This window comes from Kitasatospora sp. NPDC086791, from assembly GCF_040685975.1.
Taxonomy (GTDB): Bacteria; Actinomycetota; Actinomycetes; order Streptomycetales; family Streptomycetaceae; genus Kitasatospora.
Genome location: NZ_JBFBOC010000038.1, coordinates 38,693 through 57,855 on the forward strand (window position 1 = coordinate 38,693; position 19,163 = coordinate 57,855).

The 19,163-nt window shown below is 71.6% G+C and carries 17 protein-coding genes and 1 pseudogene; 7 read left to right on the forward strand and 11 right to left on the reverse strand.

The window, feature by feature from the left end; all coding sequences use genetic code 11:
- The first annotated feature begins 31 nt into the window (after window positions 1-31).
- From AB0Q99_RS30645 to AB0Q99_RS30665, 5 genes are read left to right on the forward strand one after another with little or no spacing between them, the layout of a single operon-like run.
- Window positions 32-1,024, forward strand: a complete 993-nt coding sequence (locus tag AB0Q99_RS30645; RefSeq protein WP_363576886.1) for a hypothetical protein — start codon at window positions 32-34, stop codon at window positions 1,022-1,024.
- Window positions 1,021-2,652, forward strand: coding sequence for a PEP/pyruvate-binding domain-containing protein (locus AB0Q99_RS30650; RefSeq protein WP_363576888.1), 1,632 nt, complete (start codon window positions 1,021-1,023; stop codon window positions 2,650-2,652). Before AB0Q99_RS30645 ends, AB0Q99_RS30650 begins: the two co-directional genes overlap by 4 nt.
- The gene (locus tag AB0Q99_RS30655; protein ID WP_363576890.1) at window positions 2,649-3,299 is read left to right on the forward strand and encodes an HAD family phosphatase; all 651 of its coding nucleotides are present in this window, start codon (window positions 2,649-2,651) and stop codon (window positions 3,297-3,299) included. Before AB0Q99_RS30650 ends, AB0Q99_RS30655 begins: the two co-directional genes overlap by 4 nt.
- Entirely contained in the window at window positions 3,296-4,177 is an 882-nt protein-coding gene (locus AB0Q99_RS30660; protein ID WP_363576891.1) for a class I SAM-dependent methyltransferase, read from the forward strand. The genes AB0Q99_RS30655 and AB0Q99_RS30660 overlap by 4 nt, the downstream gene beginning before the upstream one ends.
- An 8-nt stretch (window positions 4,178-4,185) precedes the next feature.
- The gene (locus AB0Q99_RS30665; RefSeq protein WP_363576893.1) at window positions 4,186-5,004 is read left to right on the forward strand and encodes a hypothetical protein; all 819 of its coding nucleotides are present in this window, start codon (window positions 4,186-4,188) and stop codon (window positions 5,002-5,004) included.
- A 413-nt stretch (window positions 5,005-5,417) separates the two neighbouring features.
- On the opposite strand, the gene AB0Q99_RS30670 is transcribed toward AB0Q99_RS30665, so the two are convergent.
- Both AB0Q99_RS30670 and AB0Q99_RS30675 read right to left on the reverse strand, forming a co-directional pair.
- Window positions 5,418-5,981 carry a transcriptional regulator gene (locus tag AB0Q99_RS30670; RefSeq protein ID WP_363576895.1) on the reverse strand — a complete coding sequence of 188 codons (564 nt, stop codon included), beginning with the start codon at window positions 5,979-5,981 and terminating at the stop codon, window positions 5,418-5,420.
- A 14-nt stretch (window positions 5,982-5,995) separates the two neighbouring features.
- Window positions 5,996-8,263, reverse strand: a complete 2,268-nt coding sequence (locus tag AB0Q99_RS30675; RefSeq protein WP_363576896.1) for a DnaB-like helicase C-terminal domain-containing protein — start codon at window positions 8,261-8,263, stop codon at window positions 5,996-5,998.
- A 239-nt stretch (window positions 8,264-8,502) separates the two neighbouring features.
- On the opposite strand from AB0Q99_RS30675, the gene AB0Q99_RS30680 reads away from it, so the two are divergent.
- On the forward strand, window positions 8,503-9,444 hold the full coding sequence (locus tag AB0Q99_RS30680; protein ID WP_363576898.1) for a hypothetical protein: 942 nt from the start codon (window positions 8,503-8,505) through the stop codon (window positions 9,442-9,444).
- 26 nt (window positions 9,445-9,470) lie between these two features.
- Here AB0Q99_RS30680 and AB0Q99_RS30685 read toward each other — a convergent pair.
- The 8 genes and pseudogenes from AB0Q99_RS30685 to AB0Q99_RS30720 form a co-directional block, all read right to left on the reverse strand.
- Window positions 9,471-9,639, reverse strand: a pseudogene (locus AB0Q99_RS30685) (BRCT domain-containing protein); the annotation flags it as partial.
- A 21-nt stretch (window positions 9,640-9,660) separates the two neighbouring features.
- Entirely contained in the window at window positions 9,661-9,963 is a 303-nt protein-coding gene (locus tag AB0Q99_RS30690) for a hypothetical protein (protein ID WP_363576900.1), read from the reverse strand.
- 116 nt (window positions 9,964-10,079) lie between these two features.
- A complete protein-coding gene (locus AB0Q99_RS30695) occupies window positions 10,080-10,547 on the reverse strand; it encodes a hypothetical protein (protein ID WP_363576902.1) in 468 nt (155 codons plus the stop codon).
- On the reverse strand, window positions 10,544-10,945 hold the full coding sequence (locus AB0Q99_RS30700) for a hypothetical protein (RefSeq protein WP_363576904.1): 402 nt from the start codon (window positions 10,943-10,945) through the stop codon (window positions 10,544-10,546). The genes AB0Q99_RS30695 and AB0Q99_RS30700 overlap by 4 nt, the downstream gene beginning before the upstream one ends.
- Window positions 10,946-11,352: 407 nt before the next feature.
- Window positions 11,353-12,015, reverse strand: coding sequence for a transcriptional repressor LexA (gene lexA / locus AB0Q99_RS30705; protein WP_363576905.1), 663 nt, complete (start codon window positions 12,013-12,015; stop codon window positions 11,353-11,355).
- 111 nt (window positions 12,016-12,126) lie between these two features.
- Complete coding sequence (locus AB0Q99_RS30710) at window positions 12,127-15,408, reverse strand: error-prone DNA polymerase (protein ID WP_363576907.1); 3,282 nt, start codon at window positions 15,406-15,408, stop codon at window positions 12,127-12,129.
- Window positions 15,409-15,486: 78 nt separating this feature from the next.
- Window positions 15,487-17,031, reverse strand: a complete 1,545-nt coding sequence (locus AB0Q99_RS30715; protein WP_363576909.1) for a DNA polymerase Y family protein — start codon at window positions 17,029-17,031, stop codon at window positions 15,487-15,489.
- Entirely contained in the window at window positions 17,028-17,702 is a 675-nt protein-coding gene (locus tag AB0Q99_RS30720; RefSeq protein ID WP_363576911.1) for a hypothetical protein, read from the reverse strand. The genes AB0Q99_RS30715 and AB0Q99_RS30720 overlap by 4 nt, the downstream gene beginning before the upstream one ends.
- A 311-nt stretch (window positions 17,703-18,013) precedes the next feature.
- Here AB0Q99_RS30720 and AB0Q99_RS30725 point away from each other — a divergent pair, with 311 nt between their 5' ends.
- Window positions 18,014-18,685, forward strand: a complete 672-nt coding sequence (locus AB0Q99_RS30725) for a hypothetical protein (protein ID WP_363576913.1) — start codon at window positions 18,014-18,016, stop codon at window positions 18,683-18,685.
- A gap of 78 nt (window positions 18,686-18,763) precedes the next feature.
- Here the strand turns inward: AB0Q99_RS30725 and AB0Q99_RS30730 are convergent, their stop codons facing one another.
- Window positions 18,764-18,961: a hypothetical protein gene (locus AB0Q99_RS30730; protein WP_363576915.1), complete on the reverse strand. Its 198-nt coding sequence runs from the start codon at window positions 18,959-18,961 to the stop codon at window positions 18,764-18,766.
- Between the last annotated feature and the right edge of the window lie 202 nt (window positions 18,962-19,163).

Consider the following 19,163-nt stretch of genomic DNA (forward strand, 5'->3'; position numbering starts at 1 on the left):
CGCGCACCCGGCCCACCCGCTGAGGACCCGCATGCACCCGCACTCGAACGGCACCGTCGTCCAGGACTATGAACTCAGCCGCCCCGAAGCCACCCTGCTGGAACGCGACCTCTACACCTCCTCCCTCATCACCTGGCCCACCGTGCTCATCGGCGACCCCACCCCCTTCGGCATGCTGCGCCGGCCCGGCATCGTCGACATCCCCGTCACCGACCACGACCGCCTCGTCGCCGCCCTCGCCGCCTACCTGGACGACCCGGCCAACGCGCGCACCCTCGTCGACAGGGCCCTCGACCGTGAGCGGCGCTCCGGGCACGCCCTCGCCGCCGCCGACCAGGCCCTCGACCGGCACGACGAACCGGCTGCCGCGCAGGCCCTCTCCGACGCCACGAGCGCCTTCCTGCAGGTGATGTCCACCCACATCGTCAACTGGCTCCTCCCGGAACAGCACTGGGAGGACACGTTCACCCGCCTACTGGCTGATCGGCGGGCGGCCCGCGAATGCCTGCTTGCCCTGGCTACCCCCGGCGAGACCGGCCATCTCCTCGACGCTCACCAGACCGCGCTGCGCGCGGCGGCCGCCGTCCGGGAAGGCCAGCCGCTCCACCTGGCCGCGGCCGAGATCGCGGCCCGCTCCGGCACTCTCTACGGCGCCGGCTCCCCGGCGGCGGCCGCCATGCCCCTCGAAGACCCCGCTAACGCCGCCGACCTGATCCAGGACCTCCTCCAGCGGCCCGGCCACCACACCCAGATCGCCGCGATCACCACCGCCCGCAGCCGGGCGCTCCTGCTGCGCGACGCGTGGGAGGCCGCCGCGCTCCTCGCCGCCGCCGGAAGTGACCACGACGTCCGCACGGTCCGCGCAACCACGCTGGTCCTCGGCTGGGCCGCCGGAAGTGAGGAGCGCCGCAAGGTCCTGCGCCACCGGTACCTCGCAGCCGCCCGCCGCTGGTGCCACCTCACCGGACAGGACCCCACCCGCATCACCACCATGGACCTCCTCGCCCCCGGAGTCACCCAATGACCGCCAACCACGTACCCCTGACGCTCCACCAGGCCGACGACCCCGAGAAGGCAGGCGGCAAGGTCTGCGCCCTCACGCGCCTCCACCGAGCCGGGCTCCCCGTCCCCGACAGCCTCGTGATCCCCGCGGGCATCGCCGACGAGAAGCTGCCCGAAGCCGCCGCCGTCATCCTGCGGTGGGCCGAGACCCGGGCGCCGCACGGACTCATCGCCAGGTCCTCGGCTATCAACGAGGACGGCCGTCACCACTCCTTCGCCGGCCTCTACCTCTCCCGCTTCACGCCCGCCCACCACCCTCTGCTCCTGACCGCCCTGCACGCCGTGCGGGCCTCCGCCCGCAGCGCCACCGCGGCCGCCTACGCTCGGCAGCGCGTCGCCGGGTACAACCCGCGCATGGCCGTCCTCGTCCAGCCCGCCCTGCGCCCGGCCCTCTCCGGCGTCGTCGCGGCCGAAGTCGCCGGCGGCGAGTGCACTACCTGGAGGATCGAGGCGGTCCGCGGGCTCGCCGAACCGCTCGTCAGCGGGAAGCAAAGAGGCGAAGTCCACTGCGGCAGCGGTGACGACCGCCAGCCGGTGATCGCCGCAGACCAGCAGACGGTCCTGCTGCCCGCCACACCCATGGAACTGCTCGCGCCGCCCGGTGAGTGGCTGGTCCTCGACACCCTCACCGGCCCCGTCCCGGCGAAGGTGCGGAGCTCCGGGCAAGGCCTGGTGACGCTGCACCTCCCGCACGAGCTGACGGGCATCGCGGTCCTGCCCGCCGACCACCGTGCTGCGCTGCTCCAGTACGCCGCCCGGGCCGCCGCCGCTCTCGGCGTCGAGCGGGTCGACGTCGAGTGGACGATCAGTTCCAGCGGCACGATCACGATCGTCCAAGCGCGTCCACTCACGGTGCCACTGGCGGCGCTGGCGCCGTGTTCGGGTCCGGCCGGCCCGGAGGACGGCTGGCGCGGACACCCGGCGGTCGCGGGCGTCGCCGTGGGACCGGCCGTCCACCTCGCCGACGACGCCCCGCCCCGGGGCTCGGTGGTGATCTGCGAGGCCCTCGGCCCCGAGGCCGCCGGCGCGCTGCTCAACAGCCCGGCCGCGATCGTGGCCACCAGCGGCGGGCCCCTGTCCCATACCGCCATCCTCGCCCGCGAGCTGGGCACTCCCTGCGTCACCAACGTCCGCGAGGTCCAGAGCGTCGCCCCGGGCACCATGCTGCGAGTCGACGGCAGCGAGGGCACCGTCCGTCCGACAGCCGGGCTGCCAGCCCAGCGCACCGCTCCCTTGCCCTCGCCGGCAAGCAGTGGCGTCGTCACTACCCGGCTGCCCGCGACGATCCCGCACGACGGCCGGTCCGCCACGATCGTCCTCCACGATCCACACGCCGGCTCCGTGACGGACCTCCTCACCCAGATCCGCGCGAAAACGGCGCCCGGCACCATCGGCGTCCTCCTGCTCAACGAACACGGCCGCCCCCCGACCGACACCGCGCCCGAATTCGATACCGTCGACCTGCCCGGCATCGGCTGGCTGCTGTGGCCCGCCGGCAGCAGCCCCGTGCCGGAGCGCCTGGTGGTCCTGGGCCCCGACGGAACCGTGATCCACCAACGCGGCACGGCATGGGCGGGAGGTACCCGGTGAACGGGCCCGACCATCTGCGGGGGATCCGCGGCGTCGTCCTGGACTGGGACCGCACCATGGTCGACAACGGCCGATCCCAGCACCAGTCGCTCGTGCACGCCCTCGCCCCCTACGGCCTGACGGTCACTGCCGACTGGTACGCCGACCATGCCGGCCTGCCGATCCGCGAGACCCTGCGCCTGCTCGCCAGCGACCGGGACCTGCCCATCGAAGACGTCGTCGCCAAGAGCCGGGCCTACCTGCTGCGCGAGTCCGCGCCCGACCCCATCCCGGCCACGCTCGCCCTCGTCCGCCAGGCCCGAGCCCGCAGGCTGCGGCTGGCCATCGCCTCCAGCGCCGAGGCCGTCCTCGTCCACGCCGGGATCCGCCATCTCGGCCTCACCGGGGTGTTCACCGCCGTGGTGACCGCCGAGTCCGTCACCCGGCCGAAGCCCGCCCCGGACCCCTATCTCGAAGCGGCCCGCCGGCTCGACCTGCCGCCCGCACACTGCCTCGCGGTGGACGACGCCCCCGAGGGAATCCACGCCGCACTGACCGCCGGCATGCGCGTCCTCGCCGTCCGCGACGGCGCCCTCCACCCCGTACCCGCAGCCGCTCCCCACCACCCCACGTACACCGCCACCCCAACGGAGAAGCCGACCACATGACACCGGACCGCGATCGCGCACCCGCCCCGGCGGCACCCGGCCCCCAGCAGGGCTACGACCGGCCGGAGCGGATCTTCGCCGGAACCGCCGGCTACTACGCCGCATCACGGCCCGCCTACCCGGACACCCTCATCGACCGCATTGAGGCGTTCACCCGGCAGTTCCCCAGCGGCCGCGTCCTGGACCTGGGCACCGGCCCGGGCACGATCGCACTCGCCCTCGCAGCACGCGGCATCCCCGTCACAGCCGTCGACCCGTCGACCGACATGCTGGACGAAGGACGACGCCAGGCCGACCGGCGCGGCATCACGGGCATCGAGTGGACCGAGGGAAGCTCCTACGACCTGCCCAGCGTCGAGCCGGTATGCCTGACCACAATCGGTGATGCCCTCCACTGGATGATCCCGCGTGCCGCGGCCTTGGCTTCGATCGACCACCTGACCGTCCAGGGCGGCGCCGTCGCGATCCTCTCCCGCCGCTGGCAAGGCGACCCGAAACTGCCCTGGGAGCCCGTCCTGCGCCGCGTGCGCGAGCGCCACATCGGCACCGATCTGGCCGCCGGCGCCTCGGGAGAGCCGAGCCGCCGCGAAAGTGGCAGCCACGAGGAGATCCTGAGCAACTCCCCCTTCCCGCACACCGTCAAAGTGTCGGCCGACTACACCCTGCGTCTCACCGTCGACCAGGTCGTGGCCTGGCAGCTGTCCCACGCACAGACCTCGGTTGCCGCACTCGGTGACCGTCGCGAAGCCTACGAAGCCGACCTCCGCAGCGACCTCCTGTCCTGGGAGCCCACGGGGATTCTGCAGGCGCCAAGCCGCGCCCACCTCGTGCTGGCCTCACGCACGCCATGGCCGTCGTGTCCCGCGGGGGCACGATGACGAAGGCCGTGTCAACCAAGCGGTCCTGGTCGAACCTTCCCGGCCCCGAACTGGCAGCAGTCCTGGAACACACGGGCGAGATCCGGCGTGCCACCGCGGTGTCCGAGGGCATGAACTCCGCCGTCGCGTGCGTGGTCGAGGCCGAAGCCGGCACGTTCTTCGTCAAGGCCACCACAAAGGACCACCCATACGCGCGACTCGCCACCGAGGCCGCCGTCAATCCCTATGTCGTTCCGCTCTCACCGAGAATGCGCTGGCGTATCGACACCGACCGATGGGACGTCCTCGGCTTCGACTACGCCCCCGGTCGGCCGGCCGACCTCAGCCCGGACTCACCAGATCTGCCCATGGTGGCCGCAGCCGTCACCCGACTCGGCTCGATCCGGATCCCTCCCCGATTGCTCCGCCCCGTCCAGGAGCTCTTCTTCGGCACCACCGACGTCCCCGAACTGGCCTCCCTGGAAGGCAACTCTGTCACCCACGGCGATCTCAACCCACACAACTTTCGCATCGCCGACACTGCCCGGATTGTCGACTGGGCCTCACCTACGCTCGCCGCACCCTGGGTTGAGCTGGCCTTCTTGATCATCAGACTCATCGATGCCGGCCACACCCCGAAATCCGCAAACGCCTGGGCACGGCAGTTCGCATGCTGGAGAGAAGCCCCGCCAAACGCAGTGGCCGTCCACGCCCGCATGATCGCCGAACAGTGGCACAGAACAGTAAAAGCCACAGACAGAGCTTGGTCGCGGTCCATGTCCAAAGCCGCAGACCAGTGGGTGCGGCACGTGCTGGGAGGAGAGGCAGCCGGCGTCGGGGGCTGGTAGGGGCTGGTGAAGCTCGGCCTGGCGCCCGCGCAGGACGACGTCCCCGAGCGAAGATTCCCGGTCACGCTGACCGCCGGGATGCGCGTCCCCATGACACCAAGCCGCGACCGCGTACCCGTGCTGACGGACCCGGCGAACACCAGTGCAGGAACGGGAGCTACTTGGCAAAGGTCCCGATTCGGCGCAAAGCCGGGGGTGGCTCAGGCAACAACTCGTTGCCTCACGGCGACCGGCTGGCGAACACGGCTGCGCCCGCGAGCGATCGTCGGCGCAGATGCGAGTCCGATCAGGCGAGCAGGCAGGTGCGAAGGGCATCCAGATCGGCTGCCGTCAGCGATTCGCTCCGGAGACGGTCGGCGGGTCGGGTGGTGCCTCCCTAATCGCACCACCCGACCCGCTTGCCGCTGGACGAGCTACCGAAATCCGAATCCGACGTGTGTGACGTACGTATAGGCGTCGTAGTCGGAGCCGAGCTGGTTGAGGACCTCATCCCAGATGACGTCGAGGGCAGGCTCGTCGCCCTGCATCCACGCCTCGACGAAGTCGTCCCAGATACCGCGCACGGTGATCTGCCGAACCTCGATCGCGCGGCGGTGCTTCTGCTCCACGTGACTCTGGTCGACCGGGTAGATCTCGATCCGGTTGCCAGCCCCAGCGTTGTCGAGCTTCGCCTTGAACCGCGGCGCAGAGTTACGCCGCTTCAGGTCCCAGTACGCTGCATCGATCTTCGCCAGGTTTCCCGCCCGCGGCGTCGTCTTCTGATCAACCCAGTTCTTGATCGTGTCCGGCTTGACGGTGATTCCGGCGCGCGCCATCGCCTCGGCGCCCCCCTTCTTCTCCATCAGGTACTTCAGGCGCGCTGCGAGGCCGCGGCTGCTGGTGACCGGTGACTTGATGCCGCTCACCAGCGTGTCGAGGTGCCGAGCCATCGCAATGCCACCGGGAATCCCGGTGGCCTTGTACTTGCCGAGGTCCATCCACCGTCCGGCCATTACCTACCTCCCCTCCTCGTCTTCATGACCTGCGGAATGGTGTACTCCTCCTTGACCTTGACCTGGGTGACCCCCCTCCCCTCGGCGAAGACATCGCGCCAGGGCCCGATGACGTGCAACTCGTCGGTCCCCTTCATCGCGACCAGTTGCAGGCCTTCCTGATCGGCCTTCAACGCCTTGAGGTACAGGTTGAAGAAGGCCTGAGAACGCAGGTTGTGCTGCCAGGCGGGGTTCGTGATTTGGTTGTTGGCGTTGCTCAGGCCGGCCGTCGAGACGAACTTCGAGTACATGGCCTTGACGTACTCGAAGGTGATGTCATCGCCTTCGTCGATGGCCTGCTGACGAGCGAGGGTCAGGGCGATCCGGACGTACTCGAGCATGTGCTCGGACGTATGGGCGATCCAGGCCTCGTGAACCCGGGGCGCCTGGCAGAGGCCCTTGGCAGCCAGCCTGCGCAGCAGCCGGAGGGTCGTGGAGGTGATCCACACCTTCCCGCTCTCCTCGCGGTTGCCCATTGGGTTCGGCAGGTGAGGGTGCAGCCACTCGGTGGGGGTGATCAGCACGGCGCCGCCCATCTTGGCGGTGTCGCAGTCGCCGCTCGTGTCGTGCTTGAGCTGGCCGATCGGCAGGTGGCATTTCAGCGCGCTCAGGTAGGCCCCGTTCATGTCGAGCCTGGTCACCACCTGCTCAGGGCCGGCTCCGTACATGAGGTCGTGGTTCTCCCAGTGCGGGCGGCCTTCCCAGATGAGGTCGGCGGTGCCGCGCTGCTGCCGCTGGAAGATCTCCAGCAGGGGCGGGTGGGCCGTGTGCTCGTAGCGCGCCTCCACCCGGGAGACCCGAAACAGCTCCATGAAGTCCGGGATGGCCTTCTTGTCCAGGCCTGCGATCGCCTGGGCGATGTCTCCTCCGCTGCGCTCCAGCTCCTCTTCCCGCCTTCGGGCGATCATCCCCAGGAGGTCGTTCACGATGGCGTCCTTGCCCCGGCCCGTGGACAGCTTCTTGGACGCTGCGGTCGTCACGGGCTCTGGCTTCTCGACGGCGGGGGCCGCCGCGGTCACGTCGGGCTGGGCCGGTACGGGAGGCTCGGCAGCTACTCGGACCGCCGGGAGCGCTACAACGTCCGAGACGGTAGCGACGGCCGGCGATGCCGGGGCCGGGGCAGCCGCTGCGGCGGCAGCGACGGGACGATCGACCAGACGAGCGTGCACGGCCTCAAGCCGCAGCGGCACGGCGATGGGCAGGTCCAGGTCGACTTCGGTTGCGGTGAGTTCGACCAGGTCGTCGGTGCGGGTCAGGGTGACGACGATGTCCGCTCCCATCCGGCGTGCGGCCTGGTGGTCTGCGGAGTCGAGGGCGGCCAGGATCGGTACCTGATGTTGGTGAGCGAGGTGGGCGAGATCCTGCACGGCGTGAGGGACCGCCGGGCCGGAGAGGGGCAGGCGAGGGCTGGGTTCGGTCTGGAGACGGTCGACGACCACGAGGGCCAGGTTCTCAACGGCGGGGATGACTTCCGCGACGGCCGCGGCGTCCAGCCCGTCCCCGTCGTCGATGTGCAGGGGTGCTTGGGCCAGTTGTTCCTGGACGGCGGCGACGGCGCGGCGCTCGTCGTCGGTGAGGTTCCCTGCACGAAGGCGGGGGTAGTCGACGGCGGATCGTGCCGCGAGTAGCCGGGTCGTGATGTCGGTGCGCAGCGGTCCGGAGGCTGCGTAGTAGACCGGGGCGCCCGTGTCGAGCGCCACGCTCGCGGCGGCGGACAGGACCAGGAGGCTGGTGCCCGTCCCGGGGGCACCGACAACGAGGGTCAGGCGTCCAGGGCGCAGGAGTTCTGCGGCCGCGTCAACGCCCGCGATGCCGACGCGCAGCCGGCCGGACGGCTTGTCGGCGGCGTCGCTCAGAATCTCGGCTGCGGTCTGTCCCGCGGTGGTAAGCACACGTCGGGTCGTCGGCCGGCTGGGGCTGTCGGCTGCGACCAGAAGTGCAGCCGGCTGACGGTTCCTCGTGATGACGTAGACCGGCGACCCGGGAGCGACTTCGGCAACGAGGGCTCCGAGCTTGGCACGCGCAGAGGTGGCGTTGATGTGCGGCAGCGCTGAGAGGTCGGCCTCCGGATCCACCGGTGCGAGCCGGGCGAAATGGTCATCGACGCGGATGATCGTCGGCTCCCCGGCCTGTGCCTTGACGAGCAGCGCGTAGATGTCCTTACGGGCGTCTTCGACGCCGATCGCACGCGCGGCCGCTTGCAGATGGCGGTGGTTGGCGTCAATCATCTGCACCCTCCTTAAGGCGTAAGGACACCTTACGCCTATTCGACGCCAAATGGCCATTCACGTAAGGATGATTCGGAGATGAGTCACTTGACGTGCGTATTTGTAGCCCTTGCAGCGAAGGTGGCGCGAGTCCTGGGAGGCGGGATGGCGTGTCCGTGCCGTGACAAGGAGTCACTGCATGCCCGGCGCCGGAGTAGCCTTCTGGCTGCGGCGGTCGTTCGATCGCCCACGGCGCAGGGATGAAGATGCTGGAGCTCTGGAACAAGGGCCGCGAGATGCGGGCACTGCGCGCGCTCGACGCAGCGACCGCCCTGCTCACCGTGGGCACCGGCGCAGCGGGCAAGGCCGTCTTGCAGCGCCTCCTCGTCGTGGTCTTCGAGTGCGGGGCCGGCGGGAGCAACATCGCCATCGAGCTGGAACGGGCCGGAGAAGCCCTCGCCGGCCTCCCGGCGGACTCCCCGCAGCCCGAGCCCGCCGCGCGGGCGTGGCTGGCGGAGGCTCACCGGCAGCGCGCCGTAGACCGTGCACTCGCCGAGGAGGCCGACCCCCAGCAGGCGGTCGAGGTGCTGCTCCCCCACCGTGCCTGGAGCCTGCACCAGCTCGACCCGTTGGCCCGCCGGATCCGGCTCGTGCACACGGCCACCGGCCGCACCGCTGCCGACGTCTGCCGCGCGGCGCACCTGGAAGGCCACTTGCTGGCGCGGTGGGGGAATGGGCGGGGAAGCCCGGATGCCAAGCAGCGTCGGGCGCTGGCTCGGGCTCTCGGCCTTGCTGCTGGCTGGCTCGGTGTTCAGCACGATCCCGTGCCGGACTCAGGCCTCTACGTCGCCGAGGGGCAGTGCCCGTGCGGGGCTGGCGCTCGGCGCTTCGCGGCCGGCTCGCTGGACGGTCGGCAGGTTCCGGGCGCCTGGGCGAGCCTGGGGCTGTGGTGCACGGGGTGCGGGCAACCGTACGTCGCCGACCCTGACGGCAGGCTGTATCCGGTGCCCGTTATCACCGGCGGTGGTGTTCTCGAGTTCGGGGCGGTCGCCGACGGTGTCCGGCCGGACGGCGCGTGCGGACCGGAGCTGAGCCGGCCATGGCCGCACGCGCACTGGTATTCCCCCGCCGGGCTCCAGCGCCGGGGTGCCCTGCAGATTCCGCCGCTCTACCGGAGCGCACCGTCGCGTCCGCCGAACTGAGGTCCGATGGCCGACCTCACGGGGACTCAGAGGAGATGGTCGGTGACCAGGTCGGCAAACTCCTCCGGAGCAGCGATCCGGACACCCAGCCCCTCGGCCTTGGCCTTCTTGGAGCCCGCCTTAGTCTCCGGCGACCAGCAGGGTGGTGCGCTTGGACACCGACGAGGAGGCCTTGCCGCCGGCCCGCTCGATCAGGCAGGGCGCCTGGGCGCCGGTTCAGGGCTTGAGGATGGAGTGCAGCGTCAGGTACCGGTCGGCAAGGGTCGCGTAGACCGCGTCGATGTTCTCCCCCTCCGCTTCGCACCAGCGGCGCAGCGCGCATCTGAGGATCATTCGGGTCTCTGGGCCTCGCTTCGACCCGGGGCGCAGCCCGGCCCGGACCTCTTCCCGTCCGGCGTCGACGTACTCGGCCGGGACGATGCCGCGTTCCACGGCGAGGTCGATCGCGTACTCGTGGGGGTAGCGGAAGGCTTCGAAGCGCGGCCCGGGCAGAGCGCGGATGGTGTCGATGATGGCCATGCGCTCACCCTGCCACGGCGGTTCACCGCCGCGGGCGAGGGCCGTGGGGGCTCACCGTCTTCTGCTCCGGGTGGGGGAGTGACCGGCCGGGAGCCCTTCCATGTTCGCGTGGGCGGTCAGTCCTGTGGTCGCCTCGGTGCGGCTGGGAGTGCGCGGACGCGCATCCGCCACTCCCGGATGACGCAGAACGGGAGGAAGGAGTGCCCGGTCAGCAGCAGCCCGACCAGGACCGGGGCTGCCCAGTTCCGGTCCCCGGTGAACGCGGGATCGCTGTGGAGTGCCGTCGTGGTGCCAGCCAGCACAAGGAGAAGGAGAGCGGCGATCCACGCGCCCAGTCGAAACGTCACCTTCACGGGGGACACGGTGAAGACTGCCGCCATGACCGCAGCGGTGAACATCATTGCGACGGTGCCGCTGGCGGAGATGACATCGAGGCCGTGCTGGTGCATGCCAGCGACCATCGCGGGTGTGAATCCCGCCCAGGTGACGATGGAGGTGGCGGCCAGGACGAGACTTCCGATTCTGATGGAGCGCAGGAGCGAGCGCCGGCCGGTGCTGGGGGCCGCGGGTTCAAGGGCGGTCACGAGGTTGCTCCGCTCTCCTTGGCGGCGGCCAGCTTGGCCTCTTCGGCGGCCGAGACAAGGACCGTATAGGGAACCAGGTAGGACCAGAAGAGGTTGAGGCTGCCGAACATCACGGGGATCTGCCATCCACCGTGGCCGGGATGGCCGACCGGGAATCCGATGACGCTGTATCCCACGGAGAGAGCGGCCAGTAGGAGCACCAGCACCGTCTTGCCGCCGGGCATGCGGCGACCGCGTGACTCCGCTTTTGCGATGGTGCCCGCTCCCACGTACCCGGCCATGGGTAGGAACAGCGCGGCCACCCAGGCGAGCGGGAGGGGATACTGCCCGTCGCTCCTGAGACCGGCCGCGACGTAGGGCGCTGTGATGGCCCACCAACCGATGGCGGCAGCCGCCATGACGGCGTGCCCGCCAGTCAGTCTGCGGCTCGTGGTGGTTCGGATCCTCAAGTCGCCTCCAAGGAGATGTGGTGCGGCTCCCGCTGCGGGCCAGTCTGGCGCACCTCTGGAATCGCCGGGGGAGGATTCTGCGGGTGAGTGCGGGCTTGACACGGTGAACGGGCTCCGGGCCGCGTCGGCGACCGGAGTCGGCGCGTGACGAGGCTGCCGGCGAGGTCATGGCGGCGACACGGGGTGCTCGACCGTCATCTGAGGCATCGGGGCCTGGTCTATTGCGAATCGGTACACCCAGAAGCAAGGGGGCCAGTGGCACGTCGGCTTCGAAACCCGCGTCGGGTAGCTGCGCCGCCCCGAACAGGTGATGCCCGCTACCGGGGTCCGCCCTGACGGATCCGGGTTCCGGCGGCTCACAGGCTGCGGAGCACTGCCACGACCTTTCCAAGGACGGTGGCGTTGTCGCCTGGGATGGGCCGGTAGGCGGCGTTGGCGGGCAGCAGCCAGATCCGGCCGTCGGCGCGCTTGAGGCGCTTGACGGTGGCTTCGCCGTCGATCATCGCCGCCACGATGTCCCCGTTCTCCGCGACCGCTTGGCGGCGAACGGTGACGTAATCGCCATCGAGAAGGCCGGCATCCACCATGGAGTCCCCTGTCACGGTGAGGGCGAAGAGCTCGCCTTCGCCGACGATGCGCCGGGGCAGCTCGAAGTGGTCTTCGGCACTCTGATCGGCCAGGACCGGCTGGCCGGCGGCGATCCGGCCGAGCAGCGGCACGCTCACGCCGGTAGTGGCGGGCGCGACTATCCGCGCGGCGGTGGGCAGGCGGTAGGCGCGGGGACGGTGCGGATCCTGCTCGATGTGCCCGAGGTCCTGGAGACGGCGGAGCTGGTGGCTGACCGAGCTGGTGCTGGACAGGCCGACGGCCTTGCCGATCTCCCGCATGGCCGGCGGGTATCCGTGTTCCTCGAGGAACGATCCGGTGAACTCGATGATGGCTCGCTGGCGGTCGGTGAGACCGTCTCCGCCGACGACTCGGCTGCGGCTGCGATCGGTGGCAGTGCTGGGGTCGGCCATGGCGCGCCCTTTCGCGTGATCTTGGACGTGGACTCTAACCCGCGGCGCCGACAGCGGGTAGCGGGTTTGCGGCGGTGACCTGCATCGTTGACGCGCAGGCGGGCGGGCGGCTCATCGGAAGTCGCGGCTTCGCGCACCGGGCGCGAGCGTCAGGGGACCCAGGCGGGTGGCAACAAGGTTGGCCGCGCCGTCGCGGCGCTCCACCGTCCCGTAGACCAGCAGCCCCGCACTCTGGAGGGCGATCTTGCGGCTGCGTTCGAGGACATGGGGCTGGACGACGACGTTGACCAGGCCGGTCTCGTCCTCCAGGGACAGGAAGAGCACGCCGCCGGCCGTCGGCGGGCGCTGGCGGTGGGTCACCAGGCCGCCGACCGCGACGAGCCGGTTCCCCGCGCTCTGCTTGAACACCGCGGCGGTCAGGGCGCCGCACCGGTCCAGGTGCGGGCGGGCGTGCTGGACGGGGTGGGCGCTGGCGGAGCTGCCGGTGGCCCACAGGTCGGCGATGGTCTCCTCGACGGCGGTCAGCGGCGCGAGGTCGGGCGCCGTCAGCGCGGGTGCGGTGCCGGGGAGCATTCCGGCGTCGGTGCGGGCGAGCAGGCCGGCAGACCATAGGGCCTGGCGCCGGTTCAGCCCAAGGCTGCGGAACGCGCCAGCGGTGGCTAGTGCCTCCAGGACGGGCTCGGACAGTCCGGTGCGCCGGGCGAAGTCGTCCAGGTTCGCATAGGGCTGGCCAGCCGCAACCGCGTCGGCCTGCTCGGTGCCCAGACCGCGCACGGAGGCCAGACCGAGCCGGATCGCAACCTGAGCGCCGGAGGCCGCTGCGCCTGCGTCACCGGCCGGGGCTAGTGGTTCAAGAGTGGGCTCGGCGCGGCTGTGGTTGATGTCCACGGGCAGCACGGTGACGCCGCGGCGGCGGACATCCTGGATCAGGGTGAGCGGGGAGTAGAAGCCCATCGGCTGGTTGGCCAGAAGCGCGCAGGTGAAGGCCGCCGGGTAGTGGTACTTGAGCCAGGCGCTCGCGTACACCAGCAGGGCGAAGCTGGCCGCGTGCGACTCGGGGAAGCCGTAGTTGGAGAAGGCCTCGATCTTGCCGTAGATGTCCTCGGCGACCTCGGGCGGGATGCCGCGCTCGGCCATCCCAGCGAGCAGCCGCTCGCGCAGCTCGGCGACCCGCTCGTGCGAGCGCTTGGAGCCCATCGCCTGCCTCAGTCGGTCCGCCTCGGCGGGGGTGAACCCCGCGCAGTCGATCGCCAGCTGCATCATCTGCTCCTGGAACAGCGGCACGCCCAGGGTCTTGGCGAGAGCGCGCTCCATCAGCGGGTGCGCGATCACCGCCTTCTCGCGGCCGTTGCGGCGGGCGATGTAGGGGTGCACGGAGCCGCCCTGGATCGGACCGGGCCGGATCAGGGCGACCTGCACCACCAGGTCGTAGAACGTCCTCGGGCGCAGTCGCGGCAGCGCAGAGGCCTGCGCTCTCGACTCGACCTGGAACGTCCCGACGACGTCCGCCCGGCAGAGCATCTCGTACACGTCCGGGTCGTCAGGCGGGATGGTGGCGAGGTCGAGTCGGCGCCCGTGGTGCTCGGCGATCAGGTCGCAGGCGTCGTGCAGGGCGGACAGCATGCCAAGGCCGAGAAGGTCGATTTTCACGAGGCCCGGGACGGAGGCGACCGATTCCTTGTCCCACTGGAGCACGCTGCGCCCGGGCATCGTGGCCCACTCGGTTGGGCAGGTCTCGCTGATCGGCCGCCTGGTCAGCACCATGCCGCCCGAGTGGATGCCCAGGTGGCGCGGCAGGCCGAGCAGCTGGCCGGCGAGCTCGCGCACGTCCGCCGGTACCGGGCCGTCGGGCGGTGGCATCTCCCAGCCCACCTCCCGCGCGTACCGGTCCAGGTCGCCCACCGGGTGGCCGAGCGCCCGGCCGGCATCGCGGATTGCGAGCTTCGGGCGGTAGGTGATCACGTTCGCGACCTGCGCGGCGTGGGCGCGGCCGTAGCGCTCGTAGACGTACTGGATCACCTCCTCGCGGCGGCGGCTCTCGATGTCCAGGTCGATGTCCGGAGGGCCGTCCCGCTCTGGCGACAGGAAGCGCTCGAAGAGCAGGCCGAAGCGGATCGGGTCGACCGCGGTGATGCCCAGGGCGTAGCAGACCGCCGAGTTCGCGGCGGACCCGCGCCCCTGGCACCAGATCCCGATGGCTCTGGCGTGGTCGACGATGTCGTGGACGATCAGGAAGTAACCCGCCATGTCGAGATCCTCGATCACGCGGAGCTCGTAGTCGATCTGCTGGTGGGCGCGCCGGTCCTCGCTCCCGAACCGGTCGGCGGCCGCGCGGTGGGTCAGCTCGCACAGCCAGCTGGCCTCGGTGTGGCCCTCGGGCACGGGGAAGCCCGGCAGCTGGGGGCGGATGTCGCGGAAGTCGAAGGCGAGCTCCCGGCCGAGGTCGACGGTGGTCTGCTGGACGCCCGGCCACGGCGCGAGGCGGGCGGCCATCTCCGCCGGGGAGCGCAGGTACGCGGTGCCCGCCGCGGCCAGGTAGGGCTCAGCGTCCGCGAGGGAGCGGTTCTGGCGCAACGCGGCGAGGGTCTGGGCGAGGCGGAGCTGGGCCGGGGAGGCGTGGTGGGCGGCGGTGGTGGCGATCGTGGTGAGGCCGGTGCGGGCAGCGAGGGCTGCCAGGGTGTCGTTGCGCTCGTCGTCGCCGGGCATCTGGTGGTCGGTCAGCTCGACGAAGACGTTGCCGGGTCCGTAGCGGTCGGCCAGCTCCCGCAGTTCCCGTTCGGCGGCCGCCTCTCCCCCGCTCTCCAGGGCTCGGCGTACCGCGCCCTTGCGGCAGCCGGTCAGCACGGCCCAGTGGCCGCCGTGCGCGTTTGCCAGGGCGTCGCGGTCGTAGCGGGGCTGGCGCTTGGCGGCGCCGGCCAGGTGCGCGTCGCCGATCACCTTGGCCAGGCGGCGGTAGCCCTCCGCGCCGCGGGCCAGGACCAGCAGGTGTTCGCCGTCCTGCTTCGGGATGCCGGTGGGCGCGGTGGTGGCGTCCAGCGTCAGCTCGGCGCCGAACACGGTGCGGATGCCGGTGCGCCGGGCCTCGGCGGCCAGCACCGCGGCGGCGTAGAGGCCGTCGTGGTCGGTGACGGCCAGGGTCTCGATGCCCAGCCGGGCGGCTTCGTCGACCAGGTCGGCGGGGTCGCTGGCGCCGTCGAGGAAGGAGTAGGAGGTGTGGACGTGCAGCTCGGCCCAGCCGGTCCCCGCCGGCATCGGTCGCGGCGGCGTGCGCGACGGCTCGGGGCCGGGCCGGGTGGGGAACGGCACAACGGTCCGGTCAGCGTCCGGCGGGCCGCCCGCAAGCTGGCGGTGCAGCTCGCGCCACGGGGTCTCGCGGTTGCTGTCGAAGGGCACGGGTGGTCCTGGTGGTACTCGAAGGTGGCGTCGGGGCCGACCCGGGAAGGGGGTCGGCGGCCGCACGGGGCTCGGATGTCAGCTGTCGTAGGCGCCCTCGAGGCGCCAGCGGCCGCCCTCGACGGCGAGCAGTAAAGCGCCACCGCCCTCGACGGTGACCTGCATCCGGGCCACGCGGGAGCCGTCGTCGGCCCACCACCGCTCGGTGGCCGGCCACGGCCCCGCCCAGCCGCTCACCGCCAACTCCCGGCCCTCGACGACAAGGAACACCGGGGCGGACACCAGCTCGGCCCGCGCAGTGACCTGCACCTCGCGGCCCTCGGCGTCCCGCAACCGCACCTGCTCCGCCGTGGCCGGCACCCTCACCGGCGACGGGGCCGGCAGCCGCCCGGGCCACGGACCCTCGGCCCGCTGCTCCTGATGCGCGTCCCCCCACGGAGTACGGACCACCTGCTCCCCCGGCCCGCGCCCGCCAGCCAGCTGCGCCGTCACCACCGCGGTGTGCCCGAGGATGGCCTGCACCCGGGCGGCGGCGCGCTCCATCCGCTCGAGCGACTCCCTGTCTCCGTCCAGCAGCGACAGCTGCCGGCCCGGGTCCGCGAACAGACCGTCCGGCACGAGCCGCAGCGCCACGACTCCGCCGGCCCGTTCGTCGAAATGCTGCTGATGCTGCCAGGCCTGGAGCTGCCAGCGCACCCGCTCGGCCACCGCGGCCGCGGACAGCACGCCCTCGTGGCGCCACATGCGCGAGGCCTCGCTGCGGTCGGCGCACTCCACTTCCACGGCGAACCGCTCGCAGCCCAGTCCGGCGGCAGCCAGGCCCGCGTGCATCCGTTCGGCCAACCCCAGGGCCGCGAACACCATCGGCTCCGCCACGGTGTGCGGGGTCTCGAAGCGGACCTGGGCAACCAGATCGGCTCCGGCGGGCCGGGCGACCACCGGCCGCGCCTCCAGGCCGCGCGCGAGCCGGTGCGCCGCCACACCCACCGCGCCGAACCGGTCCGATACCGCGGCGGGGGGCACCGCCGCGAAGCGGCCTACGGTCTCCAGGCCGAGCCGCACCAGCAGGTCGGCCAGCCGCGGCGGTGCGACCTCGCCCACCGGGAACCGCGCGAGGAACGCCGCGCTGCCGCCCGGGGGCACCACGAGCTGCGTCCGGGCGGCGAGCTGGGCTGCGACCAGGCCGTCGGCGACGCCGATGCGGCACTCGAAGCCGGCGCTCTCGACCGCGTCGTAGAGCCGCTCCACCAGCGCCTCCTCGCCGCCGTGGAACCGCGTCGCACCACGGGCCGGGATCGCGCAGATCCCGGGCCGCAGCACCTCCAGGTGCGCGGCCAGTGCGCCAACCGCCTCGGCGACCTGCTCGAACAGCCGGGCCTCGTCGTCCGGTACCCGGTCGTGGATCTCCAGGCCGTCCATCAGGGTCTGCGCGGAGCGGATCTTCATCCCCCGGCGCACGCCCGCGGCCCGGGCGGCCTGGGACGCCGCCAGCACCCGGCCGCCCTCCACCACAGCCACCAGCCGTCCCTCGGCATCGCCGCCAGCACCGAGTGCGGCGGTGACCGGCCAGTCCGGGCTGAAGACCACCACCGACCGCGGTGCCGCTACCTCGGATCCGGTCATCTCGCGACCGCCAGCTGCGGGCGTGCCGCCCGGGCGCCATGCAGGCGCTCTGCCGGGGCGTCGAGACGGACCCGGCCGTCGGCGTCCGGGAGCCACAGGCCCACCTGGCGGCCCCGGGCGGCGGCGCCGCGGCCGCCAACCTCGACCATCACCCGCTGGCCGCGCAGCCGCCCCCGGCCCATCCCGACGCCGGTCCACTGGCGCGCGGTGACCTGGAGCCGTACCTGCGGCGAGGGCCACGAGCCGTCGACCACCAGGGCGCAGCCGTGGCGGCGGGCCAGCGCGGTGAGCCGGGCGGCGCTGCGGTCGCTGAGCGGCCGGCCGGGGCGCAGCAGCAGAACCCCGGCCGCGTCCGCGTAAGCAGCGGCGGCGTCCTCGAAGTGCTCGCCGGGCCGTTCCACCAGGTGGAGGCGGTCGAGTGCGACGCCGATCTCCGCGGCGGCCACCAGGCCAAGGCCCTCGCAGCCGATGGCCGCGCACCAGGTGCCCTCCGTCGTAGCTGCCGCGAGAAGCGCCAGGGACAGCGCCGTGCTGCCACCCACCCGCACCGCCGTCCCAGGGCGCAGCCCGCGGTCGGGGAGCAGCTCCTGCAGGGCAGGCAGGACCGGCACCGCAGGTGTCGGCCGGGGCGGCTGGAGCTGGGCCGCCAGGGCGCTGATCGTCGTCTCCACACCCCCAGAATCGAACGTGCGACCTATCGAATGCAAGTTCGAATTCAGTGTGTCGCGGGCCCATCACCCATTCGATTCAGCGACGAACGTGCAGCTCACGGTGCCCAAGGTGAGCCGACGACCGCATTGGCACGCGGGCCGGCTCCCCCGCACCGGTTGCCGGGCCAGAATCAGGCCCGGCACAAGGCTGCCGTTGTCGTCTACCGCCTGAGCCCCAATCTGAGTACCCATGCTCAGGTCCACAGGACTGCACCCCGGTAGCGTCGTGATCAAGACCGCCAGCAGAACGGCCGACACGGGGGACGACACACATGCAGACCAGTGACCGCACCACGACCCGCAGGTGGCCGGTCGTCCTCGGCATGGTGCTCCCCCTCCTCTTTATCGGCGCAGTCGCGACCGTGTCCTGGGCCTGGGACTACGGCCATGGCCCGATCGCCAGGCACGACGAGCCCGGGACGGACGCCGGAAAGGCTCGGGACAGCATCCAGAGCGCACTCGAGGGCGCCATGGGCGCCATCACCCCGCAGGTCGCACACTCCGACGGTTGGTACTACGTGGTCCGCGACCCGGACCACTGGGACGGCGAGCCAATGCCAACCTCCACCGTCTACCGCATGTGGTCACTCCAGGCCCCGGTCGACCGGTCGAAGTACAAGGCCCTCGCCGACCAGCTCGCCCAGTACTGGACGGCGCACGGCTACACCGTGGGCAAGTTCCGGAACTTCGTCGGCGCCAACACCGACACCTTCCCGACCGACGAGCGGCAGATCTCCGCAACCTCGCCCGACGGTGTCTTCCTCACCCTGGAGATGGACACCCCGGGGGTGAGCCTCCAGGCCTCCATGGACGGAGTCCACTACGCGGGCACCGAGGTGTACGGCAAGAACCCGGCCCAGCCCGGCCAACGGTTGGACGACTACTCGCACCAGCTGACCGTGGTGCCCCCGACCGCCGACGACCCGTACTGGTCGCACCGCTGACGACCGGCCCAAGGGATTGCATGTCGAGCCAGAGCTCGGCGCTGCCCCCCCCGTTCGGGTATGACCCGCGGTCAGGCGCTACTCCGGTCGAAACGGCGCGGCGTCGGGAATGCGGCGCCACCGCTCGCCGTCCCACCCCGGCTGGTCCTCCCAGGGGCCGAGGACGTCGGTGAGAAGGTTCCAGCGCACCACAAGGTGCTCAGGCAGCGGCCCGTCAGATACCTTCTCGAGGTCGGCCAGGAGGTCGGCTACGAGTCGTTGGACCAGGAACTCCATCGCGATGGGAACCCGATAGGCCTCCGAGTCGAAGCCGGTTCCCGGAGCGGAGGTCAGTTGGTGCGTGCGGGCGTTGAGGAACGCCTCGGCGGCCAGGACATCGGCGATACTGACATTGGCGCTTCAGGGTGATGGCGGCGGGAGGTCGAGGGAGAGGCCGGTCCCGGCGAGGAATCCGTCGAGGATGTCGGGGCGGTACTGG